Origin of the sequence: Leeia speluncae (genome assembly GCF_020564625.1) — a bacterium.
GTDB lineage: Bacteria > Pseudomonadota > Gammaproteobacteria > Burkholderiales > Leeiaceae > Leeia > Leeia speluncae.
Genome location: NZ_JAJBZT010000007.1, coordinates 178,015 through 198,000 on the forward strand (window position 1 = coordinate 178,015; position 19,986 = coordinate 198,000).

14 protein-coding genes are annotated in these 19,986 nt (G+C 43.7%); 8 read left to right on the forward strand and 6 right to left on the reverse strand.

Features of this window, described 5'->3' with window-relative positions:
- Positions 1-6 precede the first annotated feature (6 nt).
- Entirely contained in the window at positions 7-399 is a 393-nt protein-coding gene (locus LIN78_RS13525; RefSeq protein ID WP_227181372.1) for a VOC family protein, read from the forward strand.
- Here the strand turns inward: LIN78_RS13525 and LIN78_RS13530 are convergent.
- From LIN78_RS13530 to LIN78_RS13540, 3 genes are read right to left on the reverse strand one after another with little or no spacing between them, the layout of a single operon-like run.
- Positions 353-964, reverse strand: a complete 612-nt coding sequence (locus LIN78_RS13530; RefSeq protein ID WP_227181373.1) for a biliverdin-producing heme oxygenase — start codon at positions 962-964, stop codon at positions 353-355. The two genes, LIN78_RS13525 and LIN78_RS13530, sit on opposite strands and share 47 nt — an antisense overlap.
- Positions 961-2,424: a GAF domain-containing protein gene (locus LIN78_RS13535; RefSeq protein WP_227181374.1), complete on the reverse strand. Its 1,464-nt coding sequence runs from the start codon at positions 2,422-2,424 to the stop codon at positions 961-963. Before LIN78_RS13535 ends, LIN78_RS13530 begins: the two co-directional genes overlap by 4 nt.
- A complete protein-coding gene (locus tag LIN78_RS13540) occupies positions 2,421-6,881 on the reverse strand; it encodes an EAL domain-containing protein (protein WP_227181375.1) in 4,461 nt (1,486 codons plus the stop codon). The genes LIN78_RS13535 and LIN78_RS13540 overlap by 4 nt, the downstream gene beginning before the upstream one ends.
- Before the next feature lie 279 nt (positions 6,882-7,160).
- On the opposite strand from LIN78_RS13540, the gene moaA reads away from it, so the two are divergent.
- The 3 genes from moaA (at position 7,161) to LIN78_RS18275 (ending at position 10,428) form a co-directional block, all read left to right on the forward strand.
- Positions 7,161-8,159, forward strand: coding sequence for a GTP 3',8-cyclase MoaA (gene moaA, locus LIN78_RS13545; protein WP_227181376.1), 999 nt, complete (start codon positions 7,161-7,163; stop codon positions 8,157-8,159).
- A gap of 75 nt (positions 8,160-8,234) precedes the next feature.
- Complete coding sequence (locus tag LIN78_RS13550; protein ID WP_227181377.1) at positions 8,235-8,918, forward strand: Crp/Fnr family transcriptional regulator; 684 nt, start codon at positions 8,235-8,237, stop codon at positions 8,916-8,918.
- 190 nt (positions 8,919-9,108) lie between these two features.
- A complete protein-coding gene (locus tag LIN78_RS18275) occupies positions 9,109-10,428 on the forward strand; it encodes a methyl-accepting chemotaxis protein (RefSeq protein ID WP_284700258.1) in 1,320 nt (439 codons plus the stop codon).
- Positions 10,429-10,554: 126 nt separating this feature from the next.
- On the opposite strand, the gene LIN78_RS13565 is transcribed toward LIN78_RS18275, so the two are convergent.
- Positions 10,555-11,586: a glycosyltransferase family 9 protein gene (locus tag LIN78_RS13565; RefSeq protein WP_227181378.1), complete on the reverse strand. Its 1,032-nt coding sequence runs from the start codon at positions 11,584-11,586 to the stop codon at positions 10,555-10,557.
- 893 nt (positions 11,587-12,479) lie between these two features.
- Between LIN78_RS13565 and LIN78_RS13570 the strand changes: the two genes are divergently transcribed.
- The gene (locus LIN78_RS13570) at positions 12,480-13,709 is read left to right on the forward strand and encodes a PDDEXK family nuclease (protein ID WP_227181379.1); all 1,230 of its coding nucleotides are present in this window, start codon (positions 12,480-12,482) and stop codon (positions 13,707-13,709) included.
- A 194-nt stretch (positions 13,710-13,903) separates the two neighbouring features.
- Here the strand turns inward: LIN78_RS13570 and LIN78_RS13575 are convergent, their stop codons facing one another.
- Together LIN78_RS13575 and LIN78_RS13580 are read right to left on the reverse strand one after the other, a co-directional pair.
- Positions 13,904-14,632 carry a substrate-binding periplasmic protein gene (locus LIN78_RS13575; protein WP_227181380.1) on the reverse strand — a complete coding sequence of 243 codons (729 nt, stop codon included), beginning with the start codon at positions 14,630-14,632 and terminating at the stop codon, positions 13,904-13,906.
- Between the two features lie 78 nt (positions 14,633-14,710).
- Positions 14,711-15,457, reverse strand: coding sequence for a GntR family transcriptional regulator (locus tag LIN78_RS13580; RefSeq protein WP_227181381.1), 747 nt, complete (start codon positions 15,455-15,457; stop codon positions 14,711-14,713).
- A 220-nt stretch (positions 15,458-15,677) separates the two neighbouring features.
- On the opposite strand from LIN78_RS13580, the gene LIN78_RS13585 reads away from it, so the two are divergent.
- From LIN78_RS13585 to LIN78_RS13595, 3 genes are all read left to right on the forward strand, one after another.
- A complete protein-coding gene (locus LIN78_RS13585) occupies positions 15,678-16,685 on the forward strand; it encodes an SIS domain-containing protein (RefSeq protein ID WP_227181382.1) in 1,008 nt (335 codons plus the stop codon).
- A gap of 1 nt (position 16,686) precedes the next feature.
- Positions 16,687-17,556 (forward strand): PfkB family carbohydrate kinase, encoded by an 870-nt coding sequence (locus LIN78_RS13590; protein WP_227181383.1) that lies wholly within the window; start codon positions 16,687-16,689, stop codon positions 17,554-17,556.
- A gap of 268 nt (positions 17,557-17,824) precedes the next feature.
- Positions 17,825-19,984 (forward strand): TonB-dependent receptor, encoded by a 2,160-nt coding sequence (locus tag LIN78_RS13595; protein WP_227181384.1) that lies wholly within the window; start codon positions 17,825-17,827, stop codon positions 19,982-19,984.
- Positions 19,985-19,986: the final 2 nt, after the last annotated feature.

Genomic DNA, 19,986 nt, shown 5'->3' on the forward strand with positions numbered 1-19,986 from the left:
AACCAGATGATAAAACACCTAGACCATCTAGTGCTTACCACTGCCAACTTATCGGCTTGCACCTATTTCTATACCGAAGTGCTTGGCATGCAAAAAGAAGAATTTATTGGCGGAACGCCTCCCGTGAAACGACTAGCGTTCAAGTTTGGTTTTCAGAAAATCAATATCCATGAAAAAGGAAAGGAATTTCTACCCAAAGCCACACTCCCCACACCAGGTGCGCTAGATCTATGCTTTATTGTGAGTCTGCCGTTAGCTGATGTGGTCGCACAGTTACAGACGCATCACATTGCAATAGAAGAAGGCCCTGTTACCAGAACTGGCGCAGTGGGGAAAATTACTTCAGTGTATGTCAGAGACCCAGATGGGAATTTAATTGAGCTTTCCGAGTACGATTAAGCTTTGCACATTCATCAAAATGGGCAATAAAAAAAGAAAATGTCGCTTTTGCGGCTTCTGTGGCATCTTCCTGATTGAGATGAGGCAGGCGTGGCGTAAGATAATTCCAAAAACGTTGCCAGCGCGTATATCCCTCTGATTCTGAAAAAAAACGGCACGGCAGTGAAATGGTTGAATGGTGATGCAAATGTTTTGCAATAACACTACCACCAAGATGCGAACCTTCTAATACATATAAGCCACCGACAATTGCTGACTCACTCTCAAAAGTGGGTAAGGGAATTGAACATGGTAATAACTGTGCTTTCAAGTCTTGCAAGTCTTTGGCTATTAAGGCTGCACGAGGTGAGAATTTTTCTAATGGCAGATAGTCGGATAATGCAATTTCGAGTGCTTCTGTTGGGCCAAATAGCGCTGTTAATGCGATCGTATAATTCACTTCACTAATAGGCGTGCTCAGCAGACCGCGCAACATTTCATGATGATCTAACGCTCGGTGAAAATCGGTTGTAGCCGATTTCAACTGCTTCGCCATGTCAGGGAATATACCGGCAGGCATTTTCATCGCTTTTTTTCTTGCAAAAGTGTTTCTCGGCATTTGAGTGCAAACAATCGGTTCTCATTCGTCCAAGGACGGCTATACCCTAATCGTTTTTCCACCCATTTTTCAAATGAGCGCCTTGGAGCAATACCAAGTAACCCATCATGGTACTCGATCGGTTTTTCGGGAGTTCCTCCCCATTCGACCTCGTACACGTATTCTGCGCGGGTTAGGTATACCCTTGTTTGTGCTTGTGAGTCGCCTTGCGGTCGTCCAAACTTAATGGCTAGCACCCCGGCAATCTCAGATAAAGGCATACCATCTACTTGTTTATGTAAGTGATCACTAGACCAGATCAACTCGGATTGTTCAGTAACAAACCAATGATCCAAATAATCTAATGCTTCAGACGAAAAACACAAACCAACCCCAAGCGCCAGATTGTTTTGCACCAAAATGGCTCCATCGGCATTGAATTCTTCGATTAGCCAAGCACCAAGCTCAGGCCATGCAGTACCTAAATCTCCATGTCTTTGTAGGATTTGTTCAAAGGGTTTAAATCGTTGTGCGATGCTATCTATTAAGCGAAGACGGCGTTGAGATAGATAGCTGATTAAGGTGAGGGTATGGTTTTTTACTTCACTCTGAGCAAGCTGTAATTCGTGAACAGTTGGATAGGCGGCCATCTGATGGTGAGCTGCAATTAGGGCAAATAACTTTCCACTCACTACAATTGGGAATGATAACGATGCCCGTACCCCCATATTTTGCAAATACACTCGATGCATTTCCGATACGCTGCGTAAATCGGTAAAACTCAGATCAACCGGCGTTTCTTCGCCTACAATAGGAACGGCATCAGCCACTACGTCTGGAATCAAGCGCCAAGGGTTTTTGATGTACAAGGCCCTAGCAATATGCGGAATATCTGAATCGGGGAATCTCAATCCCAAATAACTGCCATATGCATCGGTTAATCGGGCTTCCGCCACCACTTCACCATCACCATTATCATGGAAAAGGTAGTACATCACCCGCTGAAATCCGGTCAATTCGGCAACCCGATTGACTAGAATCTTCCTTGCTTCTAACAGGCTCTCTTCATCCTGAATCATCACAGGTAAGCCCATGTATAAACGATTCCGAATATCTGTTGCTCTAGAAGACAGGAACTCTAAAATAATTTGACCATTTTCCCCACGGCTAATGATGACATCGACTTGCTGTCGCATACCGTTTTGCAAGTGCTCAACGATTAACCTTTTTCCGGGTTCTTTGGATAATTGCGAAGCCAACACCTGTAGTTCATCTGGTAATTGACTATGAAGGGTAGGAGGGTAAATGAAAAAGTCGGCTATATTCTTAGCATAATGGGTAATGCATCCCGCTTCATTGGCAACTATCAATGTGCCATGCGACAAAATATGGCCCGACAAATGTAATAACTCTTGCTCACAAGTCGATATCTGCTCAATATGGTTCATGCGGTAGCCCCTTCTGCACGCAGTAGGGCCTCAAATGCAGACGATTCTAGAGGACGGCTGAGTAAATATCCTTGCACGGAATCACAGTCATGTTGCACAAGCCAGTTTAGCTGCTCATCAGATTCCACACCTTCTGCAATCGTATGTAAATCTAATGCTTTGGCTAATCCTAGTACCGCCTTAGCAATTGCCTCGTCTTCAGGGTCTTTACCCAACCCATCTACAAAACTCTTGTCTATTTTTAATTCATGCAAAGGTAAACGTTTTAGATAAGATAATGAGGAGTATCCAGTGCCAAAGTCATCGATCGCAATATTTACCCCCGCACAATTCAATTCGTCTAAGTTGGATGTGACTACTTGGCTATTTTCTAGCAATGCACCTTCGGTAATTTCTACTTGAATCAATTGAGTGGAAATGTTGGCATTCATGATTTTATCAATTAATTTACTAGCAAACATGGGCTCACGGATAGAGCGTGCGGATACGTTAAACGCAATTGGAGGAATCACAAAGCCTTGGGCTTGCCATGCTATCAATTGGTTAATTAAAAGCATCTCCACTGTTTGCGTTAATTCGATCACTAATCCAGATGCCTCTGCAACAGGGATAAACTCTGCTGGTGGTACATTGCCTAGTTCAGGGTCTTGCCAGCGAAGCAATGCCTCTGCACCAATTAATAAGGGTTGATGAGCGATTGCATATTTTGGTTGGAACACTAAGCGTAAGCGATTTTTACGCATGGCTTCTCTCAGTGCGCCCTCTAAAATAGCGCGTTTCATGAGCCTTACTTGTAAATCTGCACGATAAAACTCAACCCGATTTCGGCCCAACTCTTTTGCTCTATACATTGCCGCATCAGCAGAGCGCACCAAGCTAGTTGCATCTTGGTGATCATCGGGATAAAACGCAACGCCGATACTGGCTGATACAAATAAGGTACGTCCCTGAACAATAAATGAAGCGGATAGATCATTTAAAATACGGTTAGCCACTTCACTGACCGACGTAGGGGTGCAATCCGATAAAATAGCCGTAAATTCATCACCTCCCAGTCTTGCTACGGTATCTACATCTCTTACGACTGCACGGAGTCGATTGGCCGCTTCTCGCAATAGTTCGTCACCAACATCATGTCCTAAGGTATCGTTAATCGTCTTAAAGTCATCTAAATCAATAAACAGCAATGCTAATTGTTGTTTGTTTCTACTTGCCGTCGCAAGGTCGTGTTTTAAGCGATCATTAAATAAAGCGCGATTAGGCAACCCGGTTAATGCATCATGGGTAGATAGGTACTCTGCTTTTTGCTGAGATGTCTTGATCTCCGCAATATCAGAGAAGATCGCAATAAAATGCTCCGTATTGCCGTGATTATCATCTAGTAGGTTAATGGTTAGCCAGCAAGGGTATTCTTCACCTGATCGATGCTTATTCCAAATTTCCCCCTGCCAAAATCCTTTTTCCTTGAGCGAAGCCCAAAGTTGCTGATAAAAGACTTCAGAATGTTTCTCTGATTTTAGAAATTGTAGCGGCTGACCAATTGCCTCTGAGCCATAACCTGTGATCCGTTGAAAGGCTGTATTCACCGTCTGGATAATCGCATTTGAATCTGTCACTACAATGGCTTCACCCGCCTGTTCAAACACTTGCGCATTAATTCTTAGTTGCTCTGCGGCTTGTTTAGATAGGGTGATATCCTCGGCTTCGATAATAAAAGCACTAGGTTCGCCATTGATATCATGGAGAATTTGGTGGACAGTTTTTAAATATCTCGGCCCATCTTTACCAGGAATCATATGTTCACCAGAACACGATTCACCGGTACGCAACGCTCTAAGGTCTAACTCCCATAAAGAGGTAGCTATGTCTGCAGACATCAAAGAAAAATTGGATTTTCCTTGATATTCATCGGCTGATAATCCAAAAAACATTAAAAAACGGCTATTTGCATATTGATAATGTCCATGCAAATCCTTCATCGCAAAGATCACCGTTGTTTTTTCCATCAACGCAAGTAGGCGATTTTGTGAAGCCATTAGCTGAGATTGTGTTTTTGCAACGTCAGTAATATCGATTAGGCACGTTACTAGGGTGCGAATATGACCATCAGAGTCAAAACCAGGGGTAATCACTAGACGTTGAACTTGCTCTAGGTCTGAGATAATTTCTTCGATAATTTCCCCATGCTCAATGACCTGATAAAGCTTTGCTGGCAGCTCGGCAAGTTTGCTAGGCAGGCGCAGACTGTGCACGTTTTGGTTTAGTGCGGTTGTACGTAAGTCACATGCTTTTGCCGCACTCTTATTAAAACGAATGAGCTCCGCGTGCTGATCAAATACCATAATGGGAAAATGCAAAGCATCATATAAATGCACATATTCTTCGGTTAGTATGCCAAGCTCGTAAGTTTTGACATTTAACTCTTCATTTAGGCTAATTAACTCTTCGTTTGTGGCTTGTAATTCTTGGTTAGCCGCTTCAAGTTCTTCGTTGGTGGCTTGTAATTCTTCATTCGCTGCTTGTGCTTCTTCATTGAGTGTTTGCATCTCTTCATTGGAGGTCGCCATTTCCTCCACAAGGGTTTGCAAATGCTCTCTGGTAACGAGCAGTTCGTCTTCCATTTCTAGGGTTTGTGAGACAGGGCGCATTTCATCCGGTAGCACAGCTTCTACCGGAATAATCAATACCAAGGTGTATTGCGTACCGGCATCATGAAGTGGGGAGACCAACAAATACACCCATTCAGATTCGAGTTTGCGCTGGCGGCCGTGCTGCGCCTGGTTTTCTTGCCTAGCACGGTGCATCATCGATAAAAGTTCTCCTCGAAGAGCAGGTAAGATGACTTCAGAGGCAATACATCTTGTTGCACCTTCTGGAAACTTCAGAAATTTGTCTACTTGACCTGCTGCATGTTGAATTGCACCATCTCGATCACACAACACGCACGTGACGCCTAGCTGTTGCACTATCCCTGTAAGCAGCATCTCCATCCGACGATCTTTTCGCACCATGGGAATCTCAACTTTTGATTCACTTGGGTTGAAAATCAACTCTGTCGGATTATCTCCCGTTTTTTTATACAAACGCTCCCGACGGTTAATAGGAGAAAAACAATTATCGGATTGACCGATACTTTCAGATCGACCTAAAAATAATAATCCTTCTTTTTTTAGACCAAACTGAAACGTTTTTAGTACTTTTGCTTGTAACACTGCATCAAAATAAATAAGTACATTACGGCAAGAAACTAAATCTAAGCGAAAAAAGGGCGGGTCTGTAACGAGATTGTGCTTTGCAAACACAATCATGTCTCGCAGAGATTTTTTTGCCTCATAATTACTGCCTACTGCGTTGAAATACTTTTCTCGCATTTCCATCGGGACAATATTCATTGCAATCTGAGGGTAAATCCCTCTTCGCGCAATATTGAGTGCATCATCATCCACATCGGTCGCAAAGATTTGTACTGGAGGTGCAATTCCCAGCTGATATAGCGATTCTGCAATTAACATGGCAATCGAATAGACTTCCTCGCCACTGGCACAACCGGCTACCCACACTCTAATGTCGCCACCATCTTTACGTGACTGGCAAAGAAGGTTGATCGCGTCACGCAAAGCGTCAAATGCATCATGATCACGGAAAAATGCGGTAACAGAAATCAAAATATCTTTGGCAAGTAAATCTAGTTCCTCAGGATGTTGGTCTACCCAGTTTAGGTAAGTGTTGAGATCAAAATTGCCTGTGGCAATTTCACGTCGGCGAATGCGACGCATCAATGTACCAATTTTATATCCCGTGAAATCATAGTGAATTTGTGATTTTAATTTGCTGAGCAATTGCCCTAGCAAATCTTGTTCTGGCGGTAATGTATCTGCAGTCTCTAGAGATAAAATCATTTGCAGCGCGGCGGGCAAATCTTCTGGAGAGGCGATATGATCAGCAACCCCTGCATCTATTGCAGACTGAGGCATCCCTTCGTATTTTGCGGTTTCGGGTAATTGCACCAACGTATGACCGCCTGCAGTTTGAATCGCACGTAAGCCCGCAACGCCATCTGACCCGGTGCCGGATAACAAAATGCCCGTAGCAGCAGTGGCTTCCTCTTCGGCTAAAGAGCAGAAGAACTGGTTTATTGAAGGTTTGGGTGAAGATTCTGGTGGTGCTAACGAAAGACGAATTACCCCTTTTTCTAAGATAGCGTTATAACTAGCTGGAATCACACAAAGCATCCCGGCTTTTAACTGCAACCCGTCAGTCGCTTCAATAACGCTTAATACGGTTTCTCTGGATAGAATATCCACCATCATGCTTTTATAAGTGGGGGATAAATGCTGAAGAAGGACATAAGCACAAGGTAGTGTTGGGGATAGATTCGCAATCAACTTCGTCACTGCTTCTAAACCACCGGCGGAAGCGCCAATACCTACGATGTAGGTTTTACCTTCAATGCTCATTTTTGTCCCATCGTTGCATGAAATTTGCATATCAACTTAAGCTATAGTGGAAAAACTCATTTTTTTCCAGTTAGATTGAGCGATTGTTGATCAAATTTATTTGATTACGTGTGACGTTCTAGCTAAGGCAAATCTGCATTGATTGATCTAACGCAAAGCACCGAAATGGTGCTTTATGTCTATTACCGACGGTAAATCGTCGTATGAATGTTGTTTTAACTGTCAGGGCACGTTACGATGCAATATCAATGATTTTTCATGCCGTACCTGCAGACAGACATGAACACCACGCTATCTAATCGCGCCTTAATCGACCCACACGGACGTGTGCTGGAATACCTGCGTCTTTCTGTGACAGACAGGTGCGATCTTCGCTGTAGCTATTGCATCCCAAAAGGCTTTAAAGGCTTTGAAGAACCAAAGCATTGGCTTACTTTTGACGAGATAGAACGCCTGATTGGTGCATTTGCACGTTTAGGCTTGCGTAGAGTCCGTCTAACGGGGGGCGAACCGCTACTTCGTAAAAATGTAGATCAACTCGCCAAGCGATTATCTAGTCTTCCAGGCATTGAAGACCTATCTCTTTCTACCAACGGTACACAACTTTCTAACGTTGCAGGGCAATTGGCTGCAGCGGGGGTAAACCGCATTAACGTCAGCCTAGATTCTTTAGATAAAGGCTGTGTTGAAACCGTGGCTGGTAGAAATGTTTTAGAACAAGTGATGGATGGCTTGTTTGCCGCCAAAGCAGCTGGTATCGCCCCAATTAAGATCAATATGGTGGTCATGAAAGGGGTGAATGACCACGAAGTAGATCAAATGGCAGATTTCTGCCTGGTTAATGGGTTTGTTCTACGGTTTATTGAAGCCATGCCAATGGGGGAAACCGGTCAAAATACCGAGTTCGTCTCTCTACAACCAATACGTGAGCGCTTGGTTGAACGTCTTCATTTGCAACCATGCCATACCGAATTGGGTGGCGGGCCTGCTAGATATTGGCAAACGGCGGATGGCAATGGGCAAATTGGCTTCATCACGCCCTTGTCGCAACACTTCTGTGCTACTTGCAACCGTGTGCGACTATCGGTTGATGGCACGCTATATCTTTGCCTTGGCCAAGAGTTTAAATATGAATTCCGCCCACTATTGCGTAGTGGCGCGACAGATGCAGAATTAGAAGCCGCAATTATCGAAGCCATTGCCCTTAAACCAGCTAAGCATGACTTTGTCGAACAACCGAAAAAAATCCTTCGTTTTATGTCACAAACAGGCGGCTAGCCTAGTTTGAAGCGTCTCACACAATCTTTCAGATAGTCGATACAATCATCAATCTTCCGAATAGGTGGATCTACAATGGCTAGTCGATTAGATGTGAAAGGGGTTTTACAAAAAGCCCCTTTATTCCAGCAGTTATCCGATATCCAATTAGATGAAGTTTTCCAAGCGACGACAGAAATCCGTGTCTCGAAAGGAGAGCTTTTATTCAGTAAAGGCGATATGCCCACAGGGATTCACCTAGTGGTGATTGGGCAAATCAAACTCGGCGTGATTAATCCGCAAGGGCAAGAAAAAGTCTTGGAAATGTTTGGGCCTAGGCAAACCTTTGGCGAGGCAGTAGTCTTTTTAGACCGCGCATATCCCGTATTTGCTCAAGCCTTGGTTGACTCTGTCGTACTACACATAGAGAAACAAGCTATTTTCAATGCACTCAGTAGAGATGTTTCTATTGCTAAAAAGATGCTAGCTGGTTTATCGCTCCGGCTTCATGAACTCGTACTAGATGTAGAATCTTATAGCCTCTCAAATGGCTTGCAGCGCGTCATTGGCTTTTTACTGAATGCTGATATCAGAGGGGAAGATGGCAACACTGGGTATATCGAATTACCCGCCTCTAAGAACGTTATTGCTTCTCGCCTAAACCTTACGCCAGAAAGCCTATCTCGAACGCTGAATCAGCTCAGTAACGAAGGCTTAATCAATGTAGAAAACCGCATTATTCATCTGCTAGACATCGCCAAACTGCGCACTCACCAATAATCTGCAATCCACGCTATACCGCCATTCAGCGGAATCTTACGATTTGTGACAATTACTACATTGACACTACAGTTGACTCGCTCTAGAGTGCAAATAAATTACAGTTAAATGTAAAAACAAATAAATATAATCAAGTTAGCCCACTGCATTCTTTATTTCTCATCCACGTATTTTCATAGGGTCTCGCAGTATGTTTAATCGCAAAGAAAAAGAACAAATCGCTGAATTAACACAACAGTTACAGCGCCAACAAGCCATTCTCACTGCGCTAGACCGGGCAACGGCATTTGTAGAGTTTGATTTATCTGGCAAGGTGGTTCAAGCGAACTCACTTTTTGCCGCCACCATGGGTTTTGGCAACCCTTCGCAAGTCATTGGTAAATCTCACAGCGAGTTTTGCGAGCCTAGCTACACCCAATCGTCCGAATACCAGCAGTTTTGGACCAACCTAAGAAATGGTTCGCCGTTTCAGGGGGTAGTAAAGCGTCTAAAATCCAGCCATGAACCAGTGTGGTTAGAAGCTACCTACACACCCATCATCAATGCGCAAAACCAAGTCACTGGCGTGATTAAAATTGCGAGTGATGTCACCGAGGCGATCCTATCTTCCGGCAGAAATAAAGCCATTCTTGCGTCTATTAACCGCGCAATGGCCGTTATCGAATTTACAGTAGATGGCATTGTGAAAGAGTGTAATGATAATTTCCTTAGCACCATGGGCTATAGCAAATCCGAGCTGATTGGTAAGCACCATCAAATTTTCTGTTCCTCAGCCATTGTCTCTAGCCCTGAATATCAGCAATTTTGGTCATCGTTATCCCGTGGCCAACTAATGACAGGGAAATTCGAGCGTGTCAGTAAATCTGGTAAGCAAATCTGGTTAGAAGCTAGCTACAACCCGGTATTTGATGATCAAGGCCATGTGGTTAGTGTGATTAAATTCGCCACCGATATTACCGCCCAGATAGAGCAAAATCAGCTAGAGAGAGACAGTGCATTATTTGCCTTTACCACCTCTCAGCAAACCCAATCTTGGGCGGAAACGGGAGTCCAGAACGTAGACAATAGTGTGAAAGCCATCCGCTCTATGTCTGCTAATATTGATGCCGCCTCATCTAATATTCACGAGCTTGGCCAAAAATCGCAAGAGATTACCTCTATCGTCAACACCATTAAAGAAATTGCCGATCAGACCAATTTGCTCGCGCTAAATGCTGCGATTGAAGCCGCTAGGGCAGGGGAAACCGGTCGTGGTTTTGCGGTGGTGGCAGATGAAGTCAGAAAACTATCCGAAAGAACCGGCCAATCTACCGCAGAAATTTCTAAAACCATTTCCGACATTCAATCTAAAACATCTATTGCCGTTCAAAGCATGGGGCTAATTCAATCTGAAGTTGGGAGTAGTGTAGACATCACCATGGCTACCGGCGAAACCATCCGCCAGATTAGCGAAGGGGCCAATGCAGTAGTGTCTGCTATCGGAAAACTACCTTATGTACATAAAGGGTAAGTAGTCGGTTTACCAAAAGCTACCAACCTAATTATTCGTCATTAGGTTGGTATTCTCTGTTTTGCCATTGGCAAATTAGCAATACATTTCACCAACCCTAGATGTACGCGCAAATTCCCCAAGTATTTAAGGCAACTGTATGCCTTCCCAAAGTGAACATGCATAGTTAAGCAGGTCTGGGTCATCTGTCGTATGCAGTCCATCCAACATATTTAATTGATCTAAATTAATGCTGCTACACATCGGGTAGTCTCTGGTTCTTTTTACCGCTTTAATACTGACAAAATAAGCGATAGTAGGAATGTGGAAACCAGCTGCTAAGTGGACAGAGGCAGAATCTGTGGTGATGACACAAGTAGCATTAGAAATATGTTTTGCATAGTCATTTAGCGTGCGGGAATCATTGCTTAAATCGGTAAATTGAGGATGCTTGGCATTAGAAAACCCTTTGATAGGAATACCGTATTTCTTCCAGATTTGATCAATGATTTCAAAATGAAATGCTTCAGGAATACTCCGCAGTTTTGCGCAAGACCTAGGGCAAAATAGGACATACGGCACTTCATGATTATTAAAAGAAAACGCACGTGATAACCACGTATTCGCTTTTTCACTAACTGGCATCATGAATGGGTCTAATCCCAGACTTTCTAAAAAGAAATCAATCATGGCTAGATTGTCAAAATCTGGCCGGAACATAAAGTCAGATAAATCGATAGACGCATCAAAATCTGAAATACGATTAGCAGGACAAGGGAGATGTTTTATATGGAGCCGATTAGAACGGTTAATGTAAAGTGCTTCAACATAAGAAGGGGTAAATGAAGATCGCCAAAGCGTAATATGTAAGTGAGGGTAAGTATCTAACAACCACATCAGCACAGACATGCCAATAATTGAATCGCCTAATGTAATACCCATCCCATTGATAATTAACAGATTATGTATCTTGCTGTAATCCAGCCTAAATCGCTGAAGATGCGCATTATTAATCTTTACCGAAGTAGATAACAGCCTAAATTCACTCGCCTGCTGTTTGGCTGCGACCCTATCATAAGGCAACCAAACTTGATCACGCCTATCGAGCAGCGCTTGCGCGGTAAGCGAATCTTTATTCTGACGTAACGTTAATCTCTGTTGTTCTAAAAGCTCAATCATTTAAATGCATTACCATTCTTAATGGAATTGATTTAAAACATTAGCATTGGTGCGATTGGAAAAATAATAAAACAATCAACAAACTAGATCGTATTTGTAAATTTGCTATTCACTAAAAATAAACATTTGGTGACTAATTAGTCATCTAGTAGCATCTTCAATCCGTTGGAATATGCTGTAAAGATTTTCTGGCTAGAATGGCTGTGCTTAGCCATGTTTTGTGGTTAAGTGGCTGTTTTAAAAGAACGGCAACCTCTAAAGGAAGCATAAACCAAGCAAAATGTTGACATTAAAATTGTTAACATTTTTTTATTGCGAATCTGACTAACAAAAAAGAGTTGTAATAGTTAAGAACATTAACCTATAGAAATTCAAGTAAGAGATGTGGCTATACACTTAAATAGATATGGCTATTTTGAATGGTCTACAGGATTAGTTAATTGATGAAAAGAAATGATTGAGAATGGATAAATTGATCCCATCTTTATTGATGGTAGCCACTTGCCTTATCTTTGTTCTTTTGATGTATTGGTTAGGCTAAAACGTTTGTTTTCATTATTTTAATATCTGAGAAATATGTAAGGACTGCTTTCGGCCAAGCGATAGTTCTGAAGGTGGTTAACAATAAACAGCTTTACACTAGAGATCCAAACAAGCCAGACAAAAGTAGAATTCCCCCAGAGTCGAAGACAAAGCGCCTACTTATCGAGCCAATTACAGTGCAGAAGAACACTAACGGTTTTTTCAGCAACTTCTAAGCTATAACTTGCTATTGGTATATAGGAATTAATGATATTAACATTAGCAAATTTCACGAAATTAGATCAGCCTGTAAGGCAATTGGCCCGAGAGCTGAATCGTTTTGTGAAATTATCGATTGAACATGGAGACCCATGAGTGCCTTTACCAGCCCCTTTGTTGTGAGTAGCGATGGTAAAACCCATGTATGCAAACGCATTGAACTATCGGGTAAGGGAGGTTCTGGCTTTGATGAGAGATGGCTGCAAGAGCTACTTTTTCAGCAACCCGGATGTCTTCCTGTTCGCGAGATAGATCCGCACATTGGCATCTTGATTCCCATATGTATGGAGTTGGAAACGGGGGCTGGTCCGGCAGATATCTTGTATGTGACGCCTACCGGCCAACTCGTGATTGTCGAGACCAAGCTGTGGCGGAATTCAGAAGCTCGTCGCACGGTAGTGGCGCAAATTTTGGACTATGCAAAAGAGCTGACTGCATGGTCTTACGAAGATCTGGTACGGCAAACTGCTATGGCAAGCAAAATGGGGCCTAGGCATTTACTCGAATCCGTTAATCGTGCCGTACCAATGCTGGATGAAGCAAGTTTTATAGATGGGATCAATAGAAGTTTAAGAGACGGTGATTTTTTATTGCTAATTGCCGGGGATGGAATTCGCTATGGTGCAGAAACTCTGGTAGGGTTTATTGAGCGATTTGGCAATCTCCGATTTACGCTCGCGTTAGTTGAGGTTGCAGCCTATTCTCTTCCAGATCAGTCTACGCTGCTACAACCGAGGATTCTCGCAAAAACCGAATTGCTAACTCGTACAGTATTTGTTGGGCAAACAACTGATTCAATCGGAACTTCCGATGAGACGACGGAAGTTCCAGTTGACCCAATTCGTGCAAAACAAAGTCAGGAAACAGCAGACTGGCTAGAGAACTTTTGGGGAGAGTTTCTGCAGATCTTGCAACTTGATGATATGCAGCAACCCAGACCTACCAAGTGCAGATCTACAAATGTCGCATTTCATCAGCCACCAGGTCGATGTCGTGCATGGATCAGTACCTATCTAGCACGATCCTCCAATGAAGGAGGTGTGTTTCTGACCTTCTCACGTGATTTTTCTCCTGCTCGTGAAATTTATGAGGCTCTTTATAGCCAACGAGAAGAAATCGAGCGCATAGTTCCGGGCATCACATGGCAAATCGAAGGCAATAACAAAGTATGGATTGCTACACCTAAGGTTTCTTTAGGCGACCTTGACGATCCCTCAAATCGGGATCTAGTCCTTGAGCAACTCTCAGTTTTCACAAACCAAATGGTAAATGCTTTCCGAAATCGACTAGAGCAAATGGCTAGAGAGCGGAATCTTCTATAATCTTGCAATTATTTGCCACAAAGTCTAGTTTCGAGTAGATAAGCGGGCCTTTTCCTTTTGAACAGCCCTTTGAAATAAGATAATGCAGACTACTTCACATAATCCTGTGACTGTCTGCAATGTCTTATTCTAGCCATCAATAACAGAACTTAACAGGTAGATCGTAAATGCTTAGTAAGCTTTTATTAACGATCTCACCAAATCAATCCCCACTTGGTTTTCAGCCGCTGTAGTTCTCCTGAATCCGTTAACTCATTTAGGGCTTTTTGCCATTGTTGCCGTTGCTGGGGTGTCCAGTCTTTAGTGACCGCCATCCAAGTTTCATATTGGGCGACTGGGTAGCTCATGTAAACCGATTCTCTCGTCAGCGATAGGGTTTTAAGCGCGTTCATGGCGGCTAGGTTGGTAGCTAGCCAAACATCTATTCTGCCGGCGATTAGCTTTTTTGCATTGGTGACTTCGTCTTGCGATACATCGATTTGTTTCAGTTCTGCTTTGGTGGCGATTTGTTCGCCAATAGATCCTTTGGCGACGCCAACGGAGAAGTTCTTTGCATCAGCTAAGTTTTTGGGGCGTTTGGTGGTAGTGGTTAGGCTAATTAGTACATAGGGTTGTTCGAAAACTTTATTTAACCAGATGCCAAGTTTTTCTCGTTCTGGTGTTCTGGCGATAAAGGTAACAATCTCTGGCGTTGTGTCCATGTAAAGCAAAATGCGGGGTAGGGGGACGACTTCGCCTTTTAGTTTTAAGCCTAGTTGTTTGTTGATTGCTTCTAGTAGATCTGCGTCAAACCCTTTAACTTCTCCATTTTCTTCATAGGCAAAAGGCCGAATCGCAGGGAGTAATACTCTAGGCGCTGCATACGCTTCTAAGATGGGTAGGCAGCAAATGAAACCCGCTAATAGTAGGGATAGGGTCTTCAATTAACTTCTTCTATAAAGTGGGGGAAGGTGTCTTATGTCCCTTTCAGTATAGGAAAACCCTGCATAAATGCGAGGTGATTATTTGCTGTATCTAGAGTTCTCTATTTTAAAACTTACCCGTTGTGGGTGGTTTTGCGAGACCACATATTCGATTGGCTTGCCTGCTTGGTCCACGATGATGCCTCGGTAGGTAAGGGCAAGGCTATTGGCTGGTAGGCCAAGGTGGGTTGCGTCTTCATCGGACAATTCTGTACAGACAATTTCGCCAGTATCTCCTCCTTGAATAAAACCGTACTGCGTAAATAAGAGTTGGTATAAAGAGGAGGCCGCCGCAATAGATTCTTCTGTGATGCCTGGCAGAAGTTGGCTAGGGAAATAACTGGTTTCAATGCAAAATGGTTTGTCATCTACCGTTCTTAAGCGTTTGATCACCACTAATTCTGCTTCTTTGGCGATGTGAAGTTGCTGATTAATGAATGGGTTGGCCGCTTGGTGCTGAAAGCTGAGTAGCCGACTTCCCGCTTTGCTGCCCGAAATTTCTAGCATACGAGAAAGGCTTTGCGGGTGGCTCATCGAGCGGCTAACTTCGATTGGGGTAACAAACGTGCCTCGGTTGCTTCTGCGTTCTAACCGGCCTTCTTCAATCAGTTGTTCTATTGCTTTTCGTAATGTCATCCGGCTGATTTGAAGAAAACTGGCTAAATCTCTTTCTGCTGGAATCTGGTTGCCTGGTGCATATTCTGGTGTTTGTAAAAGCTGTAGCAGGGCTTGTTTAGCCTTTTGGGACACGCGCTTTTCTTCTCGGATGATGGGGTTGATGGTCATTTTTATGGTCTAGTAATTTATTTATGTATTACTTTAAATATACTTTATAAGTAATTGAAATAAAATGTTTATCTATTTATATGTTTTGCAAGTTAGTTAGACCATTACCGTGGTTTCTCTGTATTTTTAGTCTAACCTTTGATTGCAAAAACGGTAACTGATATAACGTTTTCTGTGGTCTAAATGATGGTCTAAACAATACAGGAAATTTGGGGCGTATATGCAGATAGATAAAGCAAAATTTGTGTCTTCCTTGTCTGGTGCCGTAGATGGTTTATCTGCTGCGGCTGCTTTTGGTAGGGAGATAGCTAAAGACATCGATCGGATTTACTTCGTTTCTTGCGGCGCGCCAAACCGTACCATGTTAGGTCTACAGTATTGGATAGAGGCCATTAGCCCAAGCATTGAAGTACGCCGTTATTTCCCTGCAGAATTTATGGATATGAATCCGCCACGGATGAACGAGCGTACCTTGGTGGTATTGGCATCTAAATCTGGTACGACGAAAGAAACATTAGCAGCAGCGAATTTTGTGAAAGACAAACCATGCAAAACGGTAGCGGTAACCCAGCATGCAGATTTACCACTTGCTCAGTTGGTAGACCATGTGTTTTTTACGGGGAAAACCAATGATGCTTACTTTGGCTGCTTTATGCTGCTGCAAGCATTGGTTGGAGGGGTATTGGCAGAAAAAGATCAGTGGCCATTGTTAGATAAGCTGGTTGTTTCTTTAGCCAATTTACCAACCGTGTTAGCTGATGCTGCCATTGCTAGTTCAGACAGAGGTTTGAAAGAGGCCAGTGCTTTTCTGAATGACCAAATCTTGTATCACCTAGGATCTGGCCCGATGTTTACGGCGGCTTATGTACACGGGACGTGTGTGTTGGCAGAAAGCCAGTGGTTACATAGCCACGCTTTAGAGGCGGCAGAGTTCTTTCATGGGCCATTCGAGATAATTGATGAAACCACACCGTTAATGCTGTATTTGGGTGAAGACCCATCTCGCCCACAAATGGAACGTGTGGTTACCTTTTGCCAAAAATACACAAGCCGTTTAATGATCTATGATTCAAAAGACTTCCCTATGGAAGGGATTGCACCCGAAATCCGCGCAATTGTTGCTCCGTATGTAGTGGGGATTGCCGCAGAGCAATTTGCCTATCATTTATCGGTATTAAAAAACCAACCGCTCACCACACGCCGCTATATGTGGAAAACGGAGTATTAAGATGAATAGTATTTTAGGTTTGGGGGATAACACATTTGATGTGTACTTAGACCAAGCAAAAGAATTCCCCGGCGGTAATGCAGTGAATGTGGCTGTATTTGCCGCTAGGCTAGGGATGCGCGCTGCGTACTTGGGCAGAGTAGGGGAGGATGCAGAAGGTGCTTGGCTAAAAACGGCCTTGCAAACCGAAAAGGTAGAGACTGCCTATGTGCAAACAGATAAGCAAACGTCTACAGCTTGGACATGTGTTCGGCACGAAGCAGGTAACCGCGTATTTATTGGCAGTGATCAAGGCGCATCGGCAAAGTTAGTATTAAACGAAGCACAACAAGCGTATTTGGCTAGCTTTGCGATGATTCATACCAGTATTTACAGCCATACCGTAAAGTACTTGCCAGCTTTTCAGCGCATGGGTTTACGCGTTTCTTTTGATTTCTCAGATGAGTGGAAGGATCGCTTTTTAACGGATATTTGTCCGTATATAGAAGTGGGGATCATTTCTTTGGCTGGTTCTTCTGAAACCCTCATTCAAGCGCAATTAGAAAAGATGCTACAAGCCGGTGCGAAAGTAGCAATTGCGACGATGGGTGCAGATGGTGTGATGGTGAAATCTAGGCTTGGCTTTGTGAAGGCAAAAGGAGAGCCCATTAACGTTGTCGATACGCTTGGTGCAGGAGATGGCTTTATTGCTGGTTTCTTGGCTAGCTATATCACTAACCAGTCATTACCTGATGCAACGCAGGCGGGTATTCAGTTTGCGGAAAAAGTCTGCCAAGAAGAAGGTGGCTGGGGTCATGCTAGAGCGTTGTCTCCAGACAGAGCCGACGCTATTTTAAGGTACTGTGAATCTCATACGCTAAGCCCTGTTTAAGCAAGTGGGGCAACCCACTTGTTATCATTTTGCGTTTCGAAAGTGACAATGGAAATTGGGTTGAATTGATATTTTTATTCATATTTTCTATATCAAAGTCATATTATAATTGCAATTAATTCTCATTTGCAATAAAATCCTGCCTCGCGTTGAAACTATCCAGTAAGCAATTTATTGGATTTTTGCCGACCATTAAATAAAGACAATTTGCACAAGCCAGCCGTCGCCAGCCAGTGCCATACCTTGTAGCGTTCTAATAAGGAGATGCATGATGCTGCGCATGACGCCCATTGCACTGGCGTTGACAGTTGCTAGTTTTCCACCATTGTTGCTGGCGGAAGAAACCACCAAAGATTCCACCACCGATATAACAATTCTTCCTGTTGTCAAAGTAACAGCAACCGCCAATCCATCAACCGATTCGCCAGCGCCTTATGCTGGTGGCCAAGTGGCAACTGGCGCAAAACTAGGGGCATTGGGTAATCAGTCGATTATGGACACGCCATTTAGCGTGACCAGCTACACCGAACAACTGATTAAAGATCAGCAAGCCAAAACACTAGCAGATGTGTTGCAAAGTGATCCTTCTGTGCGGTTTACTACCTCTAGCGGACATGCCTATGAAAATTATCGAATTCGTGGCTTTGACGTTAGTGCAAATGATTTAGCGATTAACGGGATGTATGGTTTAGCACCATCTGGCCATACCCCTGTTGAATACATTGAAAGAGTTGAGGTATTAAAAGGGCCAAGTGCATTATTTAGTGGCATGGCTCCGAGCGGTGGGGTTGGTGGGGTGATTAATCTGGTGCCAAAACGGGCATCAGATACGCCACTGACGCAAGTAACGGTTGGTTATCAAAGTGATAGCCAACTGAGTACCGCCGTGGATGTAGGAAGGCGGTTTGGTGAAGACAATGAATGGGGTTTACGCGTTAACCATGCGTATAGTGATGGCGATACGACACTAAATGGACAGTCGAAAAAGCGTGACTTTTTATCTGCCGCCATTGATTACCGCGGTGAGCGCTTAAAAGCATCTTTCGATGCTTATAAAAGCAAAGAGTCTTTTAGCGGTGGTACCCCTGCAATGTACTGGTTTGCCACGACAAGTATTCCAGACGCACTAGATGCTAGCACCAATTTATTCCCAAATGCCTATGGTTCATTAACGAGCCAAGCGGCTATTTTGCGCGCAGAGTATGAAGTGAATCCAAATGTCACTGTATTTGGTGGCATTGGCCAAATGCAGCATGATTATCAAGGCTTTATTAACGGTACCCATGCGCGAAGTATTCAGGCAAATGGTGATTTTACCGGCCGTATGGTGGCGCAACTTGGCTTTGAAAATAATCTTTCCGCAGAGGCGGGCGTTCGTAGCAAGCTAAATACCGGTTCGGTAGGGCATGAAATTGTGCTGCACGCTTCTGAGCTGAAACAAGAAACTGGCTCTGCGGTGAACATGAGCACGTTTTCATCAAATATATACAACCCAACGACTGCAGCCATGGTCGCGATGCCAACTTCTGTGTCTAAGACGGGTGAAACTAGATTATCTAGCCTAGCCCTGATGGATACATTGTCTTTTAAAGATGATTTGGTAAAGCTAACGCTTGGTTTACGTGATCAACGAGTCAGAACAAAGACATTTAATACCTCGGGAAGTGTGACTGCTAGCTATGATAAGTCTGCCATTACACCGGCGGTAGGCTTAGTTATCAAACCATGGGGGCCTTCTGTTTCTCTTTATGCAAACTATGTGGAAGGTTTGAGTAAAGGCGATACCGTTACCGATACCGCGGCAACAAACTACAACCAAGTATTTTCGCCTTATAAGACCCAGCAAAAAGAAACTGGCGTGAAATGGGATGCCGGTAGCTTTAGCCACACCGCTAGTGTCTTCGAAATCACCAAACCGACGCTGGTGACGATTGGTAGTTCGTCAAACCCTACTTATATTGATGGTGGGGAAAAGCGCGTCAGAGGGATTGAGTGGAGCACATTTGGTGAATTAAGCCGGTCTGTCCGCCTATTAGGTGGCGTGACCTACAGTAAAGGCGTGCAAACGAAGACAGCCTATGACCAATACAATGGTAATGAGGCGATTGGTGTGCCGCGTTGGCAAGGTAATGTGGGCGTAGAGTGGGATACACCTTGGCTTGCTGGCTTAACGCTTACTGGTAGAGTAACAGCCACTAGCAGTGTTTTCTTAGATTCTGCCAATACCATGAAAGTTAAAGGATGGAATCAGGTAGATGTAGGCGGGCGTTACACTACCAAAGTAGCGGGGAAAAAAACCGTTTTCCGCTTGAATGTCGCCAATCTATTTAACCGTAAATACTATTCCGGCAGTTTTAGCGATAGCACGCCAATCGCCACGTTGGGGCAAGCGCGAACAGTTACTTTATCTGCAACCATGGACTTTTAAGC

Bases quoted from the DNA above. Each gene is read 5' to 3' on its own strand.
- LIN78_RS13525 (WP_227181372.1), top strand. From the start codon at position 7: ATGATAAAACACCTAGACCATCTAGTGCTTACCACTGCCAACTTATCG.
- LIN78_RS13530 (WP_227181373.1), bottom strand. From the start codon at position 964: ATGAAAATGCCTGCCGGTATATTCCCTGACATGGCGAAGCAGTTGAAA.
- LIN78_RS13535 (WP_227181374.1), bottom strand. From the start codon at position 2,424: ATGAACCATATTGAGCAGATATCGACTTGTGAGCAAGAGTTATTACAT.
- LIN78_RS13540 (WP_227181375.1), bottom strand. From the start codon at position 6,881: ATGAGCATTGAAGGTAAAACCTACATCGTAGGTATTGGCGCTTCCGCC.
- moaA (WP_227181376.1), top strand. From the start codon at position 7,161: ATGAACACCACGCTATCTAATCGCGCCTTAATCGACCCACACGGACGT.
- LIN78_RS13550 (WP_227181377.1), top strand. From the start codon at position 8,235: ATGGCTAGTCGATTAGATGTGAAAGGGGTTTTACAAAAAGCCCCTTTA.
- LIN78_RS18275 (WP_284700258.1), top strand. From the start codon at position 9,109: ATGTTTAATCGCAAAGAAAAAGAACAAATCGCTGAATTAACACAACAG.
- LIN78_RS13565 (WP_227181378.1), bottom strand. From the start codon at position 11,586: ATGATTGAGCTTTTAGAACAACAGAGATTAACGTTACGTCAGAATAAA.
- LIN78_RS13570 (WP_227181379.1), top strand. From the start codon at position 12,480: ATGAGTGCCTTTACCAGCCCCTTTGTTGTGAGTAGCGATGGTAAAACC.
- LIN78_RS13580 (WP_227181381.1), bottom strand. From the start codon at position 15,457: ATGACCATCAACCCCATCATCCGAGAAGAAAAGCGCGTGTCCCAAAAG.
- LIN78_RS13585 (WP_227181382.1), top strand. From the start codon at position 15,678: ATGCAGATAGATAAAGCAAAATTTGTGTCTTCCTTGTCTGGTGCCGTA.
- LIN78_RS13590 (WP_227181383.1), top strand. From the start codon at position 16,687: ATGAATAGTATTTTAGGTTTGGGGGATAACACATTTGATGTGTACTTA.
- LIN78_RS13595 (WP_227181384.1), top strand. From the start codon at position 17,825: ATGATGCTGCGCATGACGCCCATTGCACTGGCGTTGACAGTTGCTAGT.